Origin of the sequence: Paenibacillus sp. 2TAF8, assembly GCF_052114825.1 — a bacterium.
Classification (GTDB): domain Bacteria; phylum Bacillota; class Bacilli; order Paenibacillales; family Paenibacillaceae; genus Paenibacillus.
Genome location: NZ_JBFRFN010000008.1, coordinates 42,410 through 64,219, shown reverse-complemented (window position 1 = coordinate 64,219; position 21,810 = coordinate 42,410). Strand labels below are relative to the sequence as shown.

Below are 21,810 nucleotides of genomic sequence, written 5' to 3'. Positions count from 1 at the left end.
CATTAAATAGTAATAATTACGAATAGATAAAGGGAGGCAACATCATGAGAGTCATTGTAACTTTAGCCTGCACGGAGTGCGGAGATCGCAACTATACAACAACGAAGAACAAGCGTAACCATCCAGAACGTCTGGAAATGAAGAAATATTCACCTCGTTTGAAAAAGATGACGATTCACCGGGAAACACGTTAAAAAATTTTGATTTTTTTAAATCGTAATATTTACGAAAATGGAAAGAGGTTAACCCATGATTTTATCTTCCATGCGTGATGTCGTATTTGGATATGGTAAAGAGCCTGTCATTGATCAGCTGTCGCTGGATATTCATGTGGGCGAATTTGTAGGCATTACGGGGCCGAATGGCTCTGCGAAGACAACCATGCTGAAACTGCTTCTGGGGCTCTTGAAGCCCTGGAGCGGTTCGGTACATATGAATACAGAGCAACTCCGAGGCAAAAAGCTGGAGATTGGTTACGTACCTCAGCAAGTAGCCTCGTTTAATAGTGGTTTTCCCAGCACGGTACTCGAATTGGTACGATCCGGTTGTTATCACAAGCTAGGTCTTTTTCGGAGATTTACTCTGGACAAAGAAGCGATTGTTGAACGAAGCCTGCGTGAGGTCGGCATGTGGGAATATCGCCATGCACGCGTAGGAGAGCTTTCGGGTGGACAGAAGCAGCGAATCTGTATCGCACGAGCCCTGGCTGGACAGCCTGAAGTTCTTGTGCTCGATGAACCCACCACCGGTATGGATCGCCGCAGCAGAGAAGGCTTTTATGACTTGATGCGTCACTATGCGGATGTTCATGGACTCACCATCATCATGGTTACACACGGTCTCGAAGAAGTGGGTAACCGGCTGGATCGAACGATCACCTTGGAGAGACAAGAAAGTGAGGAATGGCAGTGTTTGAGTACGAATTCATGCAACGTGCTTTCTGGGCTGGAGGACTAATCGGATTCATAGCACCCATTCTGGGTGTATATCTGATGCTCAGACGGCAGGTACTGATGGCTGATACACTTTCTCACGTTTCACTCGCAGGAGTCGCCTTAGGTTCCATTATGAACCTGAATCCGGTTCTAAGCGGCTTCGCTGTTGCAATCATTGGTGCTCTGCTGGTCGAACAGCTACGGCGAAGCTATCGGACGTACAGTGAGGTGCCGGTTGCAATCATTATGACTTCTGGTCTAGCTTTGGCTGTTGTATTAATGAGTCTAAAAATGAATCTTTCCAAAACCTTCAGTTCTTATCTGTTTGGTTCCATTGTCGCGGTTAGTAATATCCAGCTGTGGATGATGGCAGGAGTCTGTTTGATTGGATTGACCTTTTTTTTCGTTTTGCGAAGACCGTTGTATAATTTGGCATTTGATGAAGAGACGGCCTCCATTGGAGGCGTACAGGTGAAAGGTTTATCATTTGCTTTTGCGATACTAACCGGAATGACAGTGGCCTCTGCGATGCCGATTGTCGGTGTGCTACTCGTATCTGCACTTATTGTATTGCCGGCAGCATTAGCTTTGAGGGTTGCACGAAATTTTGCCGCAGCCATTGTTATTGCTATCATTACAGGATTGACGGGCATTTTTAGCGGGCTCACCGCTTCGTATCAATGGAATACACCTCCGGGAGGAACCATTGCACTCATCCTGTTACTGTTCCTGTTGACTGGAATATCGGCTAAAAAGCTGATTTCACTATACAACCGTAAACGTCATCGCGCAGTAAAACAACAGCAGACAGCAACGTTATATATTCATTCAAAAAGTAACACATAAAGATGAAATGGGGAAATTATACGATGAAATTTGGCAAAACTTCCGCGCTGGGACTTATTTTTAGTTTGGCACTCGTTGCAACAGGCTGCGGTCAAAAGACAACGGCGTCCAATTCAGATCAGGCCGCAGCTGCATCAACTCCGGCGACTTCAGAACAAAAATTGAATGTAGAGGTCAGCTTTTACCCGATGTATGAATTCACCAAAAACGTAGCAGGTGATCTGGCCAATGTACATACGCTTATTCCGCCAGCCATGGAGCCGCATGATTGGGAACCAACGCCTCAGGACATCGCGAGCATTGAAAAAGCAGATGTTCTCGTCTACAACGGGGCAGGCATGGAGTCTTGGATGGATCAGGTCAAAGATAGCCTAAGCAATAGTAAACTTGTACAGGTGGAAGCGAGTCAAGGGATTAGCATTCGTGAAGGTGGAGAAGAAGAACATCATCACGATCATGCGGACAAAGCAACAACCACTGAAGAACATGATCACGCAGATGACGCCTCTGCGAAGGAAGGTCACGAGCATGACCATGACGCCGCAGCAGGTGAAGAGCATGACCACGACCATGGCGGACTTGATCCTCACGTGTGGCTGTCACCAGCGCTCGCTATAAAGGAAGTACGTAACATTGAAGCCGGACTTGCCAAAGCGGCACCTCAGCATACAGATCAGTTCAAGCAAAACGCCGATGCATATATCGCCAAGCTGGAAGCACTGGATCAGGACTTCAAGGCGGCTGTGAAGGACAGCAAACGTAAGGACTTTATTACACAGCACGCGGCTTTTGCATATCTGGCAGCGGAATATGGATTGCAGCAGGTTCCCATTGCCGGGTTGTCTCCTGAACAGGAACCATCCGCGGCACAGATGGTATCTGTCATTGATTTTGCCAAGGAACACAAAGTAAAAACGATCTTTTTCGAAACACTCGTTTCATCTAAAGTATCGGAGACCATTGCTCAGGAGATTGGAGCCAAGACAGCCGTGTTAAATCCTATCGAAGGTCTAACCGAAGATGAAGTTAAGGCAGGCAAAGACTACATCAGTGTGATGAGAGAGAATCTGGAAGCGCTGAAGCTAGCATTGAACGAATAGGACCTTTCATGAGCATTTGATGCTTTTCACCGAAAAAGGTACAATATAACAACATGCTGAGGAATGAACGTGACTTATTCCTTTGCCTTTTGCGAAGCAGAGAGCACAGTGATGTGCTCTCTTTCGTTTGAGACGATCGGATATGCAGATCAGGAGGAACATGATGAACGTACATGAAGAATTTGAGGAACAGGAAGTGCTGTTAAGTGAGCAGCCTGTCCATCTGTGGAGAAGACGGAAACAGGAACTGCTGCACTGGACTGAACGGGACAAACGAACCGTGTTACCCAAACGGACGGTGATTTGGAACGGGGTAGAGGTCGATACAGAGCTGGTTCGGACATTGAGCCTGCTCCAGGAAGCGGGGGTACAGACCGAGTTTTCGTGTGCCGGGGTTAGTCCGCTGGATGAACCTGTCGATCATTCACTATATGCGTATGTAACGCTTATTCACAGCAAAGCCGCCGAACAGTTCGTGAACGATGCCATTGTGCGGATGCGAAATCGACTTCTGGTTACTTTTGAGAAAGGGCGGGGGCGATATGACCTATCTTCTTTTTTCATTGGGCACAATCGCAGCTTCTGCTGGTGGATGGAGCGGTGCGCGCTTGATTTCAAAAGACGAAACGAAGCAGGGAAGCCCGACGTACTATAATGGATAGGCTCGCTAGTTGAAGGCAAGGAGGTCTGAACAGATTGAACAAGTGGCTCAAAACGATCCTTTTTCTAATGGCCTCTGTATTTCTAACCCGATTCATCCCGTTCTCGTCCTTGTTCCGTAATCTCGATACAATGATTCATGAATTCGCTCATGCGCTGATGACACTGGTTTTGTCCGGTAAAGTGCTGCGCATTGAATTATACGCGGATCATAGCGGTGTCACGTATTCGTCTATGCTGACATCGGGGAGAGCGATATTTGTTTCGCTGGCAGGGTACATTGGTGCTTCACTTTTTGCATGGCTGCTGTTTTACTTGTACCGGAAAGGCAGACATATGTGGGGACTGGGATTGATGACAGCTGTGGCTCTTGTGTCACTGTTGTTATATGTCAGAGGCGAATTCGGTATGTTGTGGTTAACAGGATTTATCGCGTTGAATGTAGTTATTATGATTTTCGGTGTGAAAATCGCGAGGTACTACTATCTGCTACTAGCCTTTATTACGCTCGAAGAGTCCGTAGTGGGCGCGATGTATATCGGATGGACATCCTGGACCCGTCCATCTCAGGCTGGAGATGCGGCCAATCTGGCACAGCAAACGTTCATGCCAGCGTTATTCTGGGGTACTTTGTTTGCATTGTTTGCGCTATGGTGTGCTAAGGGAGCACTTGGACTCTTTTTCCGTAAAGAAGGTACGGCTAGTCCCTCGAAGTCGAAATCCCGAGGATTACACAGAGCATAGAACGTAATGTAGACATGGAGACGGTCCGAAGGATGAAAAAAGAACACTTCCTTTTTCTGAAAAGGAGGTGTTTTTATATTGTTTTTTGTACCAGTCAGGATGATTTGTGAGTTAGTTGCAACCCTCATTGGATAGCGCGTAATGTTAGTCCCCAAGGTTATCCCACAATGCATAAAAATAATAAATTTCCTCCATGATCGCTTGATCATCCTGCGCCGCGATACCACCCTGGATACGTGCAAGTGCGCCCAGAATATCATAGATACTTTCACGCTCCACACTGAATTGAATGCGGTTGACGATTCGATGCCAAGCTTGCATGGCGTACTCCACTTGAGCTTTGGCTTGTGTCCACTGTTGATTCTGAACCTGCTTCTCCAGAAGCTGGATAGATTCCAGTAACCGATCTTGCGTGCCAAAAGGTTTTTTGAGCCAAGGGCCACTAACCATGATTGCGATGAACAGCAAAAGCATGACAATGGGGAGGGTATAAAGCAGCCATTTATGCTTTTTCATTTCCGAACCTCCTGGGACAAGTCTGGTTAGATTGTTTTGCTGAGTCCAGATCAATTCAGATTCATTCAGACCAGTTACGATTGTTTTTTCCCATCAGTGCTGGTCTTGTCTGATAATCGATCCTTATACAAATCGATATATAACTTGTCATTTGGTAAGATGGCAGCAAAGGCGATGTCCTGAATCGTCAGATTTTGATTTTTCAATTGCTCGGTTAACCAGCGGCTGTCCTTATTCCGTTCTGCCAGTTTTTCTTTTATTAATACACCGTCGATAATAAGCTCGGTCATCAGTTTTTGAGGTGTTGGATGCATGTGCATATCCTTTGCGGTTACGGGCTGATTCTCAGGTTTCAATGCAATAGATAAGGTGCCATCCGGTTCTAAAATACCATAATCAACCGTGGTCAGGTCAAAGACATCCTTTTGCCGCAGCATCATGGTGAGTTCGTCGAACTTCACGCGCATTTGATTCAGATTTTGCTCCAGAATTTTGCCATTTTGAATGACCAGCGTGGGATCGGAGTCCATAATTTGAGAGAAGGCTCGGCTTTTCAGCGTAATGTATTGAAAGATGATGGTGATCAAGGTGAAGATGGTTAACGCCACAAAATGAATCCACGCTTTGGAGGACAAGTCCGTGGCAAACGTCCCTGCAATGGAGCCAATCGTAATACCGTTTATATAATCAAAATAGGTCAGGTTGCCCATCTGTTGTTTCCCTAGCATCCTCGTATAGACAATTAGGGTTAGAAAAGCGATAATCGCTCGGACGGCAACAACTGTAGTTTCCTCCATCATATACGTCTCACCATCCTTTACACCCACAATCTTTGCCCACAACGTTCCAACTTATTCCTTACTGGCTAAACCTTAAATTAACGCCAAAAAAACCGAAGCTCGTGAGCATATCACGAAGTTCGGTTTGATGGTGAATCTGTTCCAGGGAATCGATGTATCCAAAAAGAAGACTACACCCCGGAATAAGCCATGAATCCGCCGTCTACAGGGACAACAATACCCGTTACAAAGCCGGACTGATGTTCATCTGCCAGCCACATTAACGTACCGAGCAGATCCTCCGGTTTACCAAAACGTCGCATTGGGGTATGCGCAATAATTTTGCTGGAACGCTCCGTAGGTGAGCCGTCTGGCTGCAAGAGCAAGTTGCGGTTCTGCTCGGTCAGGAAGAAGCCTGGAGCAATCGCATTGACTCGAATCCCCGACTCTGCCAGATGCACAGCGAGCCATTGTGTAAAATTGTTAATAGCCGCCTTGGCAGCACTATACGCAGGCACTTTGGTCATGGGAGATGGGGCGCTCATGGACGATATATTGATGACCGTAGCGGGTACATCGCGCTCAATCATGTGTTTGGCAAAAATTTGAGTGGGGATGAGGGAGCCAACAAAGTTCAGATCCATGACCTGCCGAAACCCCTCTACACTTACATCAAAAAAGGTGGTCACATCAGGATTACCCAAATCCTCCGGTTTAAAAATTTCATTGGTTGTATTGGCACTGGCGTTATTACCACCAGCACCATTAATCAGGATATCACAAGGGCCGAGTTGCTCGCGAACAATATCTGCCGCCGCCTGTACACTTTCGGCCTGGGTGACATCACATGCAACGGCAATGGCACGGCCACCTGCTTTTTCAATTGCTGATGCGACTTCCTCACCTTTGGCTACCGTTCGGTTAAGGATGGCAACCTTGGCACCGTGTCTTGCAAGTTCTTCAGCCATGGAGCGACATAGTACGCCTGCTCCTCCAGTAATCACGGCTGTTTTGCCTTCAAGGCGAGAAGTACGATCCAGATTCAGGTTCGAATTGTGTTCGCTCATGCGTTTGCCCTCCTTTGCAGTGAATCCCAGACACCCCAGAGATACATAATTCCGAGTGCGCGATCATATAGCCCATAGCCTGGTCTACATTCTTCTCCCCACAGATGTCGACCGTGGTCCGGTCTGGCGTATCCTTCAAAACCAATATCGTGATAGGCTTCTACAACACCCGCGATATCTACACTTCCGTCCTGACTGCGGTGAGAGGTTTCGATAAAGTCACCATTCTCATAGACCTTCACATTCCGGATGTGGGCAAACGGAATCCGATCACTGAACTCATGAATCATACCGATGATATCATTGTCTGGATTGGCACCGAGAGATCCGCTACACAGCGTTACACTATTCGCCGGACTATCATATAGATTCAGGTATCTGCGAACATTGTCCTGATTGATTATAATTTTAGGCAGACCAAAGATCGGCCATGGCGGGTCATCGGGATGAATCGCCATTCGAATGCCAAGCCGCTCGGCGGTAGGAATGATCTCTTGCAGGAAGTAACGTGCGTTCTCCCACATATCGTCCTCGGTCACATCTTTATAGGCTTCAAACAAACCTGTGAGATACTGCAGTCGTTCCGGTTCCCAGCCCGGCATCGTGAGGGTGGAGTTTTCATTGATTTTGCGAACCAGTTCCAGTGGTTCAATGTTTTCAATTTTGCTAGCTTCATAAAAGAGGGCTGTTGATCCGTCCTCCATTTCTTTGTGCAGATCCGTACGCAACCAATCGAAGATCGGCATAAAGTTATAACAGATTACTTTGACACCCACTTGTGCTAGTTTCTCCATGGTTTTAATGTAGTTGCTAATATATTTATCCCGTGAAGGCAGTCCAAGCTTGATATCTTCATGAATATTAACACTTTCTACGACATCCAGATGTAGTCCGGCTTGGTCCGCAGCTGTCTTGACAGCAAGTATTTTATCCATCGGCCATTCTTCGCCTGCAGGAACATCATGTAGTGCCCATACAATGCCTTCGACGCCAGGAATTTGCCGGATCTGATCCAGCGATACCGTATCATTACCTTCGCCAAACCAGCGAAAAACCATCTTCATCTCATTCACCTCATCCTTATTAGTAGAAGAAACAGCATACATTACGATGGGAAAACATAAATTCTTTGCTTATTGAAAATAGGAAGGATATGTACTCCGCAGAACAGCCAGATCCGTCACTGGCAAATGTAGATGTTCCTGCATCAGACGTTCTGCTTTCTCTGCATCGTGCTGCTGAATCGCCTGAACCATGGATTGGTGCTGCTCTATTAAGTGATCCCAATGATGATCGGAAGACAGACGGAGCATCCGACTTCGGTTTAAATGCACATTCATCTGTTGAATCACCGTCCAGGTGTTGTTTTTGTTACAGCCAGCAAAAAGAGTACTATGGAACTCCTCATCCAGTTGAAACATGCGTTCATCATCCGGTTCGCTCAGGCATTGCTGCTGCTCTGCAAGATTTTGTTCAAGGGCCAACATCTGCTCTTCTGGAAATTGTGCACAAGCTAGACGGATGACAGCTCGCTCCAGCTGCTCGCGCATAAATCGGGCTTCTTCGACGAGATCCAGTTGAATCAGAGAGACATACGTTCCACGCTGGGGATACACTTCCAGCAGACCTTCCTGAGCGAGTCGGACAAAACTTTCGCGCACAGGAGTCCGGCTAACCTGAAAGTCCAGGGCGATTTCTTTCTCCGAAATGGCCGTACCCGGAGGTAACTGCAGACTCAAAATCTGTTGTTTCAGCGTGTCATAGACCAAATCTCGCGTCGAGTAGGATTGCTTGTTCAACGCCGAGAGGTGGCCTGACAAGGGCGATAAACCGGCTTTGGATGATAATCTGGGGGTATGTTCCACAACTTCAACTCCTTCATTGCCATACTACCATACAAGTATGGTAGAGTGGAAGCGTTTTATTTATATAATATTGATGTTCTGGGCTGTTTTTCTTGAAATTTGAGATATAAGGAAGTACAATTCAATTTATAGGTTTAAATGTTTAAACGAATAAAAGTAATAACCATGAAGTTCGTAAAATGATAGTTAATATGTAGAATGCAGAATGATAATTGAGGTGTAAATATGGGGCAGAAGGCCATAACCATTTTCCAAACATGTATCCCGCTGTTTCAAGTTCTGAGTGACAACCATCGTCAATCCATTTTGCTCATGCTGAGCGAAAAAGGGCATATGACAGTGAATGAGATTACGGAGCAGTCCAGTCTGTCCCGTCCAGCGATATCCCATCATTTGAAGTTGCTACTGGAGAAAGGACTCATATCCGTGGAACAGAAGGGAACACAACGTTATTATTCAGCTTCGTTGCATGCTTCCGTCGATCTGCTGAAACAGCTTGTCAATGCGCTTGAAGAGGAATGCCTCTAAACCCATCTAGAGCTGAGTGGACAACAACAAGCAAAAGCTTAACATGCTACGGCATGTAACTTATAGGTTCGTCAGTTTAAACCTTTCATCATTATTTTTTCCAACGAAGGAGTATGAGCATTATGACTACATTTCAGGAATTAACGGAAGAAGATGTACACACCATTCTGGAGAAGCAGCGTGCATTTTTTCGTTCTGGTGCCACGCGTCCAGCGGAAGTGCGAATAGAGCGTTTAAGACGTCTAAAACAGGCCATTCAGAAACATGAACCCGGACTTACTGAGGCACTGTATCAAGACTTGGGCAAAAGTGAATTTGAATCCTACACGACAGAGATTGGATTTATGCTTGATAGCATCACACACACGATGCGCCAAATCAAAAAATGGGTGAAGCCTGTCAAGGTCAAAACACAAGTGGCACTTCTCGGCTCCAAAAGTTATATCATTCCCGAGCCCTACGGTGCGGTTCTCATCATTGGTCCGTTTAATTATCCTTTTCAGCTCCTTATTGAACCTCTGGTTGGTGCGATTGCCGCAGGCAACACGGCGGTGCTCAAAGCGTCCGAGAACACACCAGCTGTATCGGCTGTTGTGAAGAAATTGATCGGTGAAGTATTCGAGCCGGAATATGTGCAAGTGGTCGAAGGGGCCAAAGACACAACAACAGCGCTTATCCATTCTTCGTTCGATTATATCTTTTTTACAGGCAGTGTACCCGTGGGTAAAATCGTGATGGAAGCCGCAGCGAAAAACCTTGTCCCTGTTACGCTGGAGCTTGGAGGGAAAAGTCCTGTCATCGTGGATGAGCAGGCGGATATTCAAGTTGCGGCCGAACGTATAATTTGGGGCAAACTGCTGAATACGGGGCAAACCTGTATTGCGCCCGATTATCTGCTGGTACATGAACGAGTGAAACAACCTCTGATAGAAGCGATGAAAATGACGATTGTGAACTTCTTTGGACCCGATATTCAGCACAATAAGGATTATGGTCGCATCGTCAACAAGTCACACTTTAAACGACTGACTGCGCTCATCGAGCGAGATCGGGATCAGGTAATCTATGGAGGAGCCTCGGATGAGGAGGATCGCTTTATCGAACCAACCTTAATTGAAGTTAAGTCGTGGAATGCAGCTACGATGGAGGATGAGATTTTTGGGCCTATATTACCGATTATCAGTTATAGTCACCTGGATGAAGCTATTGAAGAAATCGTTAAACGTCCAAAGCCGCTCGCCTTGTATCTTTTCACATCCGAAACAGTGGTTCAGGATAGAGTATTGAACGAGGTTTCTTTTGGCGGAGGATGCATTAACGATACGATTACTCATGTCGCCAACCCGAGATTGCCGTTCGGAGGCGTAGGTCATTCCGGAATGGGTTCGTACCATGGACGTTACAGCTTGGAAACCTTTTCCCATATGAAAAGTGTTTTGAAAAAAAGCACCAAGCTTAATCCGCAGATGCTATACCCGCCATACAATAACAAATTGAAGCTGATCAAACGTTTGCTGAAGTAATGTCAATAATATTAAACGTTCTGGAACTTGACTACTGATTTATGCAAACTTGAATTAAATAGAAAATGGAAATCCTTAACTGTCTAAATTAAATAATTAAGCAATAAATGAAAACAGCCTGTTGCTGGACATTACTCCAGAGCAGGCTGTTCCTGTCTATATTGTGAAGGGGACTTTCCCGACCACCGTTTGAATTGACGGCTAAAATGGGCGATATCCTTATACCCGAGCATCACTGCGATATTTTGCACAGTGAGCTGCGGATTGCCTAATAGAACTTTGGCCTCATGTAGTACCATTTGGGATAAAACGGTACGAGGAGACTGCCCGAATACTTGTTTGAACACTCGATTGCAATGCGAAGTACTGATGCCCAGTTCTGCAGCGATATCATCGATCCCATAGTGGCTGTCGGATTCATCGCCTTGTTTGAATTGCTGGCTCATTAGCCCTTGTAGACGAGTACGAATCTGATGGGCCAGTTCAATCCGTTCGTATCCATCCGTAAACGTCTGTGCAGCTTCCTGAGAAACGGTCTCCCACAGATGCCCGAATAGTTCAAACACGGCTGATTGCAGTTGCATACGCTGTACCATAGCGCTGGCGGATTGATCGTGGGCAGAAGACATCAGTTTGTGCAGCACGGGTTCAATCTGCTGGGTAACCGGGCTGTCTGCACTGAATAATACTTGCTTGATTCGAGTCAGAAGGGAGAGAAACAGCTGATCATCGATATCAAAATGCATACAAAAATAAGTGAAACCCTGCCCGTTTCTGCTATGACTGGAATGTACACTTCCCGGAGGGATCAGTAGCAGCTCGCCAGCGTTTTGTACATATAAAGTACCGTTTATGGTCATATACTGCACACCCTCTGTTACATAATTGAGCTCATATTGAGGATGCTCGTGCGCCGGATAGTCCCAATCGGGTCCGACACTGCGCAGATGAATGGCGAACAAGTTAACAGTGGTTTGTACATCTGGGTAAAACACTTCCTGCACACTTTCTCCCAGATTGGGAGGTAAATACGTGGAAGACATTTGAATTCCTCCTTATGTTAAGTCATGTTATGCTATGCTAAGTACTATTTAAAACGAATTCATTAAATTTTAAAAAAGTGTAACCGCTTTATATTTTATCATACATCAGCTTGATTTGGGTAAATATTCGATTGATTTGTTCATGGTCTGGACGAGCAGTGCATGGTAGGATGGGGCTAATGAAAACGCATGCATATCTTGTTTCGAGAGGAGTTATGAATGATGAGCACGTCCAAGTCCATTTTTTACAACGCGCACCATGCACCAATCGGTGCGTTTGCCAGTTTCACGCTAGGTTACAAAGGGGCTAAAGGAGGGCTGGGTCTTGAACTTGGCAAGCCAGCTGACCAGAACGTATATATTGGATTACAGACTCGAGATGGAGAACACTATCAGGCATTGCCTTTTTATGAAGCAAGTGAAGATGAGAGCAGCCGTTATGATGTAGAGAAACTGGACAACGGGAATTCCGATGAGGGGGCAGGGGATAAGCCGCTGATCTCAGCGTTCAGGGATGAAGACATCACTCGGGAGTTCACCTCAGGCACAGATACGTGGAACGCAGGGGATCTGGAATTCCGTATCTATTCCCCTGTACGTCCGGTTCCACATCCAAAGAGTGCAGACCGTGAAGAGCTGATGGATGCTCTTGTGCCAGCGGTATTAGTTGAGATAACGATTGACAATACTCAAGGCGATAAGACACGTAAAGGATACTTCGGCTATCAAGGCAGTGATCCGTATACTGCGATGCGTTTGATTGGCGGACCAGAAGGTGGATCATTGACAGGGGTTGGACAAGGTCGTCTGACAGCTATTTTATCCAAAAATGAAGGTCTGTGGCCTGCACGCGGATTCACGCTGGAGAAGATTTTAGAGGAAAAACACCGGGACAATCTGGCATTTGGTTTAGGAGCTACCTCGGTGTTGCTGATGGAAGTACCGGCAGGTGAGAAACGTACGTTTCAATTCGCAGTGTGTTTCTATCGGGGGGGAATTGTAACTACCGGTATGGACACCACATACTGGTACACACGTTACTTTGCTGACATTCTGGAAGCAGGTCAGTATGCGTTGAATCGTTTTGATGCATTGACTGCATCCTGTGCTGAAGTGGATCAGCGTCTTGGAACGGCAGCGCTGAGCGAAGATCAGTCCTATATGCTTGCCCATTCCATTCACAGCTACTACGCCAGCACGCAATTACTTGATGCAGATGGAGAGCCTCTCTGGATTGTGAATGAAGGGGAATATCGGATGATGAATACGCTGGATCTGACCGCAGACCAGCTGTACTTCGAGCTTGCGCTTAATCCGTGGACTGTGCGTAATGAGCTGGAGTGGTTCGTGAAGCGTTATAGCTATACCGATGAGGTTCGTTTTCCAGGGGAAGAAAAGTTATATCCAGGCGGCATCACATTTACCCATGATATTGGTATTGCCAATGTATTTTCTCGTCCGGGCCATTCGGCATATGAACTCGTCGGCATCGATGACTGTTTCTCTCAGATGAGCCATGAAGAGCTTGTGAACTGGCTTTGTTGCGCAACGGTATATATTGAGCAGACGCAAGATCGGGAGTTTGTGACAGAGATGTTGCCGGTTATTCAGGAATGCTTCCAAAGTATGCTTAACCGTGACCATCCTGAAGAAGCTCAACGTAATGGCTTAATGGGGCTGGATAGTAGCCGTACACAAGGCGGGGCAGAGATTACTACGTACGATAGCTTGGACGTATCCCTTGGACAATCACGGAACAATATCTATCTTGCGGGTAAATGCTGGGCTGTCTACGTTGCACTCGAAAAATTGTTTGCAGGCGAGAAGCTGGCAGAGCTGTCTCATCAGGCAGGAAAACAAGCCGATCGCTGCGCGGCAAGCATTGCTGCTCAATTGACAGATGGAGGTTACATCCCGGCGGTTATTGCGGAAAATAACGACTCACGAATCATTCCGGCCATCGAAGGCCTGGTATTCCCGTATTTTACAGGCTGTGAAGCGGCACTGGACGTTAACGGCCGGTTCGGACCTTATATCAAGGCACTGCACACACATCTAAAAACGGTGTTAGTTCCCGGAACATGCCTGTTTGAAGATGGCGGCTGGAAGCTGTCGTCGACAAGCAACAACTCTTGGTTGAGCAAAATTTACCTGTCCCAATTTATCACACGTGAGATTTTGGGTGTGGAGTGGGATGAGACGGGGAAAGCAGCGGATGCAGCTCATGTGAAATGGTTGCTTCATCCTGAGGAATCCTACTGGTGCTGGAGTGACCAGATTTTATCCGGTGTTGCCGTCGGCAGCAAATATTACCCACGTGGCGTAACTTCTATTCTGTGGTTACTTGAAGGCAAAAATAATCGTCTTGCACAGATCTATGCAAGCAAGGAGGCTGTACAATGAGTCAAACTACCTTACAATCTGGACTGTCCGGCCCGCAATATGAAGCATGGTTAGGTTATCATACTGCATTGCCAGGAGGGAACGGAGCTGCTAGAAAGGCAGCTCCTCTCTGGAGCCGGCAGATTGATGTACAGGAGAAGCATCAAGTCATCGATACCGCACTTGCTGAGCTCACGGAAGGTCTTAGCAAGTTATACGGAGAACAACCCGTAATTAGCCATTCTCAGACCCAGAGTACTGAAACAGACGAACAGCGTAAACCATCCATCCGATTGGGCACTTGGGCAGGCAACAGTATGGTAACTGGTACGTTTACCGAGGCGGAACGTGCGGCTGTGCAGGGTGAAGGTTTTATTATTCGTGAAGATGAATCTCTTCGTGAACTTGTGATTGGTTCAGAAACGCCACAAGGTGTTCTGTACGCTGTCTTTCATCTGCTTCGGGAGTTGACGTTGAAGCAAGGTAAGACGGAAGAGGTCGGTTCGACGGTTAATGGGGAGAAACGCTTATTTATTACAGAGCAGCCAGTGAATCAACTGCGCATGATTAATCAGTGGGATAATGTGGATGGCAGTATTGAGCGAGGTTATGCCGGCCGTTCTATTTTTTACGAAAACGGTGAGTTCACACAGGATTTAGGGCGTATTCGAGACTACGCTCGTTTGCTGGCTTCAAGCGGAATCAATGCGATATCGATTAATAACGTGAATGTGCATAAGCAAGAGAGTCTGTTTCTTACAGAGCGATACCTTGGTGATGTTGCGAAGGTAGCGGCTGAATTCAGAGCGTATGGTATTCGCTTATTTCTATGTGCTAATTACGCCAGTCCAATCGAAGTAGGTGGCTTGCAGACCGCTGATCCACTGGATCAACAAGTGCGTGAGTGGTGGATCATTCAAACGGCGAAGGTGTATGCTGCAATTCCGGATTTTGGTGGATATGTGATCAAGGCGGATTCTGAAAATCGTCCGGGTCCGTTCACATACAATCGTGACCATGCAGACGGTGCGAACATGCTTGCCGAGGCACTTCGTCCGTTTGGTGGACTTGTAATCTGGCGCTGCTTCGTATACAACTGCAAGCAGGACTGGCGGGATCGCACTACAGATCGGGCTCGCGCCGCCTATGATCATTTTAAACCGCTGGACGGGCGGTTTGCGGACAATGTCATTTTGCAGATCAAAAATGGACCTATGGATTTTCAAGTTAGAGAAGCAGTATCCCCATTATTCGGGGCGATGGGAAATACGAATCAGGTGATCGAGTTCCAGATTACACAGGAATATACGGGGCAACAGCGTCATTTAGCTTATCTGGTGCCACAATGGAAGGGAATTCTGGATTTTGACACGTATGCCAAAGGTAAAGGCTCAGAGATCAAGCGCATTGCAGACGGTTCACTCTATCAGCGCCAGTACAGTGGATTTGCGGCTGTATCCAACATCGGTGCGGATGCATGTTGGACGGGACATCCGCTGGCTCAGGCGAATCTGTACGGATATGGCAGACTGGGTTGGAATCCTGAACTTTCGGCAGAAGCCATCGCAGATGAATGGGTGAGATTAACGTTTGGACATGATGAGCAAGTTGTGGAGCGGATCATGGGCATGTTGTTGTCTTCGCTGGATATCTATGAAAATTATACTGCACCTCTCGGTGTAGGCTGGATGGTAAACCCGGATCATCATTACGGACCTAATGTGGATGGTTATGAGTATTCCAAATGGGGAACGTATCACTTTGCCGATTGTCATGGAATTGGGGTTGATCGGACGGTGAAAAGTGGTACAGGGTATACTTCCCAATATCACCCGGAAAATGCTGCTCGCTATGAATCATTGGAAACTTGTCCCGATGAGTTAATTCTCTTTTTCCATCACGTTCCGTATACACATGTGTTGCACTCTGGTAAAACGGTCATTCAGCACATCTACGATACTCATTTCGAAGGTGTTGCACAGGCTGAAGCATTAGCCGAAACTTGGAGAGAGCTGGAGGGGAAAGTAGACCCGGACATCTTTAACAAGGTTGCAGCCTTGCAGGAGGAACAGGCAGAACATGCGAAGGAATGGCGTGATATGATCAACACGTATTTTTATCGCAAGAGCGGGATTCAGGATGAACATGCACGAACCATCTATTAATCGATTAGTAATCATTGAATTTCATTGAATGCAAAGCTATGGCTTTAATTGGTACTACTTGGGGAAAATATCCATGAGATCACATGACAAATAACGATAATGTACAAAGTACGCAACGTTTTCTTTGAACCAAGAGACAGCACTGACATGCACAAGGAGGAGAATGCGTATGAGTCAACTCGAACTACCTGAGATGATGAAGGCTGCTGTCATGACAGAGCCAGGACATATCAACATTGAGGAACAGCCTGTCCCAAGGCCCTCAGCTAATGAAGTACTTGTAAAAGTGATGGCCGTAGGGGTTTGTGGATCGGATGTACACTATTTTGAACATGGTCGCATTGGCAGATTCGTTGTAGAGAAACCGATTATTCTTGGTCATGAATGTGCGGGTGTTATAGCGGAGGTGGGAGCAGACGTCTCCCGGCTGAAAGCAGGCGATCGAGTTGCCATCGAACCTGGGATGACTTGTGGTCACTGTATAGCTTGCAAGGAAGGACGCTATAATCTCTGTCCTGAAGTACAGTTTTTGGCGACTCCCCCGGTCGACGGGGCATTTGTACAGTACATGGTCATACGAGAAGATATGGTGTTTCCGATTCCGGATCACCTGACGTATGAGGAAGCAGCAATGAATGAACCGTTCTCCGTTGGTATTCATGCTGCACGTCGCAGTAAGCTGGCACCAGGTACTACTCTCGCCATCATGGGCATGGGACCTGTCGGACTAATGGCTGTAGCGGCTGCAAAATCTTTCGGTGTCCAGACGATTATTGTAACGGATCTGGAAGAAGTTCGGCTTGAGGCGGCACGCCGAATGGGTGCAACGCATACCATTAATGTGCGACATGAGGATGCGCTTGCAGTCATACGGGAAATCACCAAAGGGATTGGAGTGGATACAGCTTGGGAGACCGCAGGGAATCCCAAAGCGTTGCAATCAGCTCTCTACTCTCTGCGAAGAGGTGGTAAACTCGCTATTGTCGGGTTGCCTGCACAGGATGAGATTGCCATCAATGTGCCGTTTATTGCGGATAATGAAGTGGATATCTACGGCATATTCCGTTACGCCAATACGTATGCAACAGGGATCACATTTTTAAGTTCAGGACAGCATGATGTGATGTCTTTGATTACGGATCGTTATAACCTTGAAGAGACGCAGCAGGCCATGGAGCGGGCCCTGCATAACAAGAGCGGAAGTCTGAAAGTCATGGTATATCCAAACGGTATATAAAAGAAATCAGAAGGAGTCCTTTACACAGATGTGTATGGGGCTCTTTTTTCTGAATTAAACCGAAAAAAATTGTTTTCCGTATGAAAGGCATGGACAACCTGCCAGCACATGGTATAATTCATGTTGATTTTAATATATAAATGAAAACACACTATTGCAGGTGTTCATTATTGAGCGAAAGGAACTGAAGGTTGTGAGAACACATGAGTTTATGATTCACGCGGATTTTCATCGGGATGAGTTGTTGTCGGTATCTTCTCAAGCGTCACGTTTTGCATCGGATATATTATTGTCTTATACGGAGTCTGATCATGAGCACCGTGTAGATGTGAAAAGCCTGCTTGGCATGGCACTGCTTCCGCTTCGAAATGGCAGTATTGTCCGATTACAGACCAGGGGAAGGGATGAATTGGAGGCGCTCGAGTATATGTTACTTGTACTGGAAAAAGGCCCGGCTTAATGATGGATCAAATACCCAATCGCATGGATTATAAATTTTTTGTCTTTTCGTCAAATCTTGCTGGTACTTCGTGCAAAAAAAGAGTATAATAAAATTTAGTTTGATTCTAGGGAGTACCCATATTAAAGGAGTGTAAATAGATTATGCCAAAAGTTGACATCCATCCTAAGACACAGCTCGTTATTTTCTACGATGCAAGTGCTGACTTCAAATTCCTTGCTTCTTCCACAAAGTTCTCGAACGAAACAATGGAATGGGAAGACGGTAACACTTACCCAGTAATTCGTGTGGATACAAGCTCTGCATCCCACCCGTTCTTCACTGGTAAACAAAGAAACGTGGACATCGGTGGACGCGTTGATAAGTTTAACCGTAAATACAACCTCAAAAACTAGTTTTCTTATAGATGAGGAGAAAAGCCCGGAAGAAAATTCCGGGCTTTTTTTTGCGTTTCAGCGGCTTCGTGTTATTGGAATTGAACCAACCCAATATTGCGCTTTCATCGCATTCAGTTGTAAACTAGAGTACAGAGTCTTAACATAGTGGAGGAGGAAACATAGATGAGCAGAATTATTCACATGGTAACTTTTACGCTCTATTCAGGTAAAGATACAGCAGAGGCCAAGGTTTTTTTGAAAGAAAGTAAGGAAGCGCTTGCGGATATTCCAGGTGTCGAACATTTTCAGGTATTGCATCAGGTCAGTGCAAAAAACGAGTTTGATTACGGTTTTTCCATGGAGTTTGCCGATCAGGCTGCATATGATACATACAATGATCATCCCTTGCACCGTCAGTACGTTGCAGAGCGTTGGGAGAAAGAAGTAAGTCGTTTTCAGGAGATTGATCTTGTTAAACATGGTGGCGAGTAAAGATGTATGTGTTAGGCTGGAAAAATTCTTGATTCAAGAATGAACGAAAGATGAATATAAATGCAGTTCATCGAAATCGTTTTCTGTAAATGTTACAGTTCAAAAGGAGGTCATCTTGGTTATGCAATTGGATCTGGCGGGGAGAACGGCACTAGTTACGGGGGCAACCGGTCAATTGGGAAGAGTCATTGCTCGTACACTTGCTGCTTGCGGCGCTAATCTGGCTCTACATTATATAAGCAATGAGACAAAGGCCAAAGAACTACAGGACGAGATTGAAGCACTGGGGCGCCAGGTTGTTATTGTACAAGGTGACATCACCAAACAGGATACCGCTTTCAGGATACGGGATGAAATACAGAGCCAGCTGGGTGGTGTAGACATTGTCGTTGCGAATGCGGTTATCCAATACAACTGGACAACGGTACTGGAGCAAGCGCCTGAGGATTACCTGAGTCAGTTTGAATCTTGTGTCATGCAGAGCGTGTACCTTGCCAAAGCATTTATCCCGTATATGCAGGAAATGAGATCGGGTCGTTTTATCGGAATTAATACCGAATGTGCGATGCAGAATTTTGCCCAACAATCTGCCTATACTGCTGGTAAACGCGGTATGGATGGTGTGTACCGTGTATTAGCCAAGGAAGTTGGCGAATATCAGATTACAGTCAACCAAGTTGCACCAGGCTGGACGATCAGTGAACGGGATCGAAATAGCGAATCAGGACATGATGCAGCATACACCCAAACCGTACCACTGAAACGCAGGGGAGAAGATCAGGAAATTGCGAATGCCGTTGCTTTTTTGGCTTCAGATTTATCCTCTTTTATTACTGGAGCATACATCCCTGTAAGCGGCGGTAATGTCATGCCTGCGATCTGAGTTGTGTTTTGAACCAAATGAATGAGATATACTATGAATTACATGCTCTTTGGAGCAGATACAATTTATAATTAGTAAATTAATAAGTTAGGACTGATCCGTTTGCCTTCAAGGGCAGACGGATTTTTTGTTATATGAATCAGATGATAACGAGGGTGCATTTCTTATACTTGGATTGACATATGATATTGATTCGTTTTTCAAAAAAATGGGGTATAAGAATAGGTATATTCACGGGATGGAAACCTAATCAAAATAACGTAATAAAGGAGAGACCCAACCTCATGAAAAAAACGATCGCAGACGTTCTAGTTGAAGCCTTGTTAAACGCGGGTATTCATCGGATATACGGCATTGTTGGAGACTCTTTGAATGCGGTCCTCGACTCCATCCGCAAGTCAGGCAAAATTGAATGGATTCATGTGCGTCATGAAGAAGTGGCGGCTTTTGCAGCGGGTGCAGATGCTCAAGTGAGTGGAAGCATTGCTGTATGCGCTGGCAGCAGTGGGCCGGGGAATATGCATCTGATTAACGGACTCTACGATTGTCACCGAAATCGCGTACCGGTACTGGCGATCGCTGCCCATATTCCGAGTGATGAGATTGGGAGTGAATATTTTCAGGCGACTCATCCGGAGTATTTGTTCCAAGAATGTAGTCATTATTGCGAAGTGATTACAACAGCCAAGCAGATGCCACGCTCGCTAACGATGGCAATGCAAACGGCAGTAGCACGTTCCGGGGTGTCTGTCATCGTGCTCCCTGGAGATGTTGCAGGACTTGAGGCAGCCGATCTACCCGTTCCCGAGCATGTATACCATGCACCGCATCCAGTAGTACATCCTTCGGAGCCTGAACTCGCCAAGCTGGCCGAGTACTTGAATCAGGACAAAAAAATTACACTTTTATGCGGGGCAGGATGTGCAGGGGCTCGTGAACCACTGATGGAACTCTGTGATCGATTGAAATCCCCTATGGTTATTGCGCTTCGAGGGAAAGAGCACTTAGAATACGACAATCCTTATTCGGTGGGACTGACGGGATTAATTGGATATTCTTCTGGATACCATGCCATGATGGATTGTGACGTGCTGCTCATGCTTGGTACGGATTTTCCTTATCGTCAGTTCTACCCGGAAGATGCAACGGTGCTGCAAGTGGATATTCAAACCTCACATCTGGGCCGGCGTACCAAGCTGGATTATGGCGTATGCGGTGACATCAAAGCGACCATTGAAGCATTACTTCCATACTTGACAGCTGAGCATAGTGACAAACACTTGCGTAAAAGTGTGAAGCGCTACACGAAAGTGCGAGAAGAGTTGGACGAGCTGGCTGTAGGAAAACCAGGCAAAAAGCCAATTCATCCGCAGTACTTAACCAAAGTAATCAGTGATGCCGCCGCTGAGAATGCGATCTTTACCTGTGATGTGGGTACACCAACGGTATGGGCGGCACGTTATCTTGAGATGAGCCGGAATCGAAGATTGCTGGGATCATTTAATCATGGAACGATGGCAAACGCATTGCCACAGGCGATTGGCGCTCAGGTTGCTGATCCCGGACGACAGGTCATCTCCTTATCCGGAGACGGCGGTTTAGCGATGCTTATGGGGGATCTACTCACGTTAAAACAGCATAATCTTCCAGTTAACGTGGTTGTGTTTAATAACGGCGCACTGAGTTTCGTAGAACTGGAGATGAAAGCTGCCGGATTCCTCGAATCGGGGACGGAACTTGTGAATCCTAACTTTGCAATGGTGGCGCAGGCAATGGGCATTGAGGGCATACGCGTGGAAGACCCCGCGGAGCTTGAAGGTGCTGTGGAGCGTGCATTGCAACATAACGGCCCCGTTCTGATCGACGTTGTTGTGAATCGTCAGGAGTTGTCTCTGCCACCGAAAATAAATATTAAACAGGCTGAAGGATTCACACTATGGATGATGAAAGCCGTACTGAATGGACGTGGCGATGAATTAATTGAGCTCGCGAAAACGAATTTGCTTCGGTAAAGCGTTGTTACGGGCGCGAGGCTTACGATTGGGTGCTGGAGTAGTTTCGAATTGCATAGTTAGGCCAATATCGTATATTAGGAAATATCGTATAAATGTATGGATCAATATGATTTTGGTTTGTTTTTAAGTGAATTGTTGTTTAGAATAGGTAACGTCAGGAAGGCGTCATGTCCTTACTGACTTACATAGTTCA

22 protein-coding genes are annotated in these 21,810 nt (G+C 46.2%); 16 read left to right on the top strand and 6 right to left on the bottom strand.

What is annotated here, in order from left to right:
- The first annotated feature begins 44 nt into the window (after positions 1-44).
- The 6 genes from rpmG to AB4Z30_RS13820 all read left to right on the top strand — a co-directional run bounded on the left by rpmG (position 45) and on the right by AB4Z30_RS13820 (position 4,285).
- On the top strand, positions 45-194 hold the full coding sequence (rpmG, locus tag AB4Z30_RS13845; protein WP_036613813.1) for a 50S ribosomal protein L33: 150 nt from the start codon (positions 45-47) through the stop codon (positions 192-194).
- A gap of 55 nt (positions 195-249) precedes the next feature.
- A complete protein-coding gene (locus AB4Z30_RS13840; protein WP_441927248.1) occupies positions 250-957 on the top strand; it encodes a metal ABC transporter ATP-binding protein in 708 nt (235 codons plus the stop codon).
- A complete protein-coding gene (locus AB4Z30_RS13835) occupies positions 903-1,781 on the top strand; it encodes a metal ABC transporter permease (protein ID WP_441927246.1) in 879 nt (292 codons plus the stop codon). Before AB4Z30_RS13840 ends, AB4Z30_RS13835 begins: the two co-directional genes overlap by 55 nt.
- Positions 1,782-1,804: 23 nt before the next feature.
- A complete protein-coding gene (locus tag AB4Z30_RS13830; protein ID WP_441927244.1) occupies positions 1,805-2,881 on the top strand; it encodes a metal ABC transporter substrate-binding protein in 1,077 nt (358 codons plus the stop codon).
- A gap of 160 nt (positions 2,882-3,041) precedes the next feature.
- The gene (locus AB4Z30_RS13825) at positions 3,042-3,536 is read left to right on the top strand and encodes a hypothetical protein (RefSeq protein ID WP_441927242.1); all 495 of its coding nucleotides are present in this window, start codon (positions 3,042-3,044) and stop codon (positions 3,534-3,536) included.
- A gap of 41 nt (positions 3,537-3,577) precedes the next feature.
- Entirely contained in the window at positions 3,578-4,285 is a 708-nt protein-coding gene (locus AB4Z30_RS13820; RefSeq protein ID WP_441927240.1) for a M50 family metallopeptidase, read from the top strand.
- Between the two features lie 144 nt (positions 4,286-4,429).
- On the opposite strand, the gene AB4Z30_RS13815 is transcribed toward AB4Z30_RS13820, so the two are convergent.
- From AB4Z30_RS13815 to AB4Z30_RS13795, 5 genes are all read right to left on the bottom strand, one after another.
- A complete protein-coding gene (locus tag AB4Z30_RS13815) occupies positions 4,430-4,801 on the bottom strand; it encodes a DUF4363 family protein (protein WP_441927238.1) in 372 nt (123 codons plus the stop codon).
- 74 nt (positions 4,802-4,875) lie between these two features.
- Complete coding sequence (locus AB4Z30_RS13810) at positions 4,876-5,643, bottom strand: DUF421 domain-containing protein (RefSeq protein ID WP_441927236.1); 768 nt, start codon at positions 5,641-5,643, stop codon at positions 4,876-4,878.
- A 128-nt stretch (positions 5,644-5,771) separates the two neighbouring features.
- The gene (locus tag AB4Z30_RS13805) at positions 5,772-6,647 is read right to left on the bottom strand and encodes an SDR family oxidoreductase (RefSeq protein WP_441927234.1); all 876 of its coding nucleotides are present in this window, start codon (positions 6,645-6,647) and stop codon (positions 5,772-5,774) included.
- Positions 6,644-7,711, bottom strand: coding sequence for a mannonate dehydratase (gene uxuA / locus AB4Z30_RS13800; RefSeq protein WP_154891829.1), 1,068 nt, complete (start codon positions 7,709-7,711; stop codon positions 6,644-6,646). The genes AB4Z30_RS13805 and uxuA overlap by 4 nt, the downstream gene beginning before the upstream one ends.
- Positions 7,712-7,780: 69 nt before the next feature.
- Positions 7,781-8,467 (bottom strand): GntR family transcriptional regulator, encoded by a 687-nt coding sequence (locus tag AB4Z30_RS13795; RefSeq protein ID WP_441927567.1) that lies wholly within the window; start codon positions 8,465-8,467, stop codon positions 7,781-7,783.
- A 270-nt stretch (positions 8,468-8,737) separates the two neighbouring features.
- Between AB4Z30_RS13795 and AB4Z30_RS13790 the strand changes: the two genes are divergently transcribed.
- A complete protein-coding gene (locus AB4Z30_RS13790) occupies positions 8,738-9,040 on the top strand; it encodes an ArsR/SmtB family transcription factor (protein WP_441927232.1) in 303 nt (100 codons plus the stop codon).
- Positions 9,041-9,162: 122 nt separating this feature from the next.
- Entirely contained in the window at positions 9,163-10,563 is a 1,401-nt protein-coding gene (locus tag AB4Z30_RS13785; RefSeq protein WP_441927230.1) for an aldehyde dehydrogenase, read from the top strand.
- 131 nt (positions 10,564-10,694) lie between these two features.
- Here AB4Z30_RS13785 and AB4Z30_RS13780 read toward each other — a convergent pair whose 3' ends face one another.
- Complete coding sequence (locus AB4Z30_RS13780; RefSeq protein WP_441927228.1) at positions 10,695-11,606, bottom strand: helix-turn-helix domain-containing protein; 912 nt, start codon at positions 11,604-11,606, stop codon at positions 10,695-10,697.
- Between the two features lie 222 nt (positions 11,607-11,828).
- Here AB4Z30_RS13780 and AB4Z30_RS13775 point away from each other — a divergent pair, with 222 nt between their 5' ends.
- From AB4Z30_RS13775 to poxB, 8 genes are all read left to right on the top strand, one after another.
- A complete protein-coding gene (locus AB4Z30_RS13775; protein ID WP_441927565.1) occupies positions 11,829-14,009 on the top strand; it encodes a glycoside hydrolase family 52 protein in 2,181 nt (726 codons plus the stop codon).
- A complete protein-coding gene (locus AB4Z30_RS13770; RefSeq protein WP_441927226.1) occupies positions 14,006-16,153 on the top strand; it encodes an alpha-glucuronidase family glycosyl hydrolase in 2,148 nt (715 codons plus the stop codon). The genes AB4Z30_RS13775 and AB4Z30_RS13770 overlap by 4 nt, the downstream gene beginning before the upstream one ends.
- A gap of 163 nt (positions 16,154-16,316) precedes the next feature.
- Positions 16,317-17,390: an NAD(P)-dependent alcohol dehydrogenase gene (locus tag AB4Z30_RS13765; RefSeq protein ID WP_441927224.1), complete on the top strand. Its 1,074-nt coding sequence runs from the start codon at positions 16,317-16,319 to the stop codon at positions 17,388-17,390.
- A gap of 193 nt (positions 17,391-17,583) precedes the next feature.
- Positions 17,584-17,850: an HPr family phosphocarrier protein gene (locus tag AB4Z30_RS13760; protein WP_441927222.1), complete on the top strand. Its 267-nt coding sequence runs from the start codon at positions 17,584-17,586 to the stop codon at positions 17,848-17,850.
- A 143-nt stretch (positions 17,851-17,993) separates the two neighbouring features.
- Positions 17,994-18,245: a type B 50S ribosomal protein L31 gene (locus AB4Z30_RS13755; protein ID WP_090916418.1), complete on the top strand. Its 252-nt coding sequence runs from the start codon at positions 17,994-17,996 to the stop codon at positions 18,243-18,245.
- A gap of 165 nt (positions 18,246-18,410) precedes the next feature.
- The gene (locus AB4Z30_RS13750; RefSeq protein WP_441927219.1) at positions 18,411-18,719 is read left to right on the top strand and encodes a Dabb family protein; all 309 of its coding nucleotides are present in this window, start codon (positions 18,411-18,413) and stop codon (positions 18,717-18,719) included.
- 121 nt (positions 18,720-18,840) lie between these two features.
- On the top strand, positions 18,841-19,602 hold the full coding sequence (locus AB4Z30_RS13745) for an SDR family NAD(P)-dependent oxidoreductase (RefSeq protein WP_441927563.1): 762 nt from the start codon (positions 18,841-18,843) through the stop codon (positions 19,600-19,602).
- 284 nt (positions 19,603-19,886) lie between these two features.
- Complete coding sequence (gene poxB / locus AB4Z30_RS13740; RefSeq protein WP_441927217.1) at positions 19,887-21,614, top strand: ubiquinone-dependent pyruvate dehydrogenase; 1,728 nt, start codon at positions 19,887-19,889, stop codon at positions 21,612-21,614.
- The last annotated feature ends 196 nt before the right edge of the window (positions 21,615-21,810 follow it).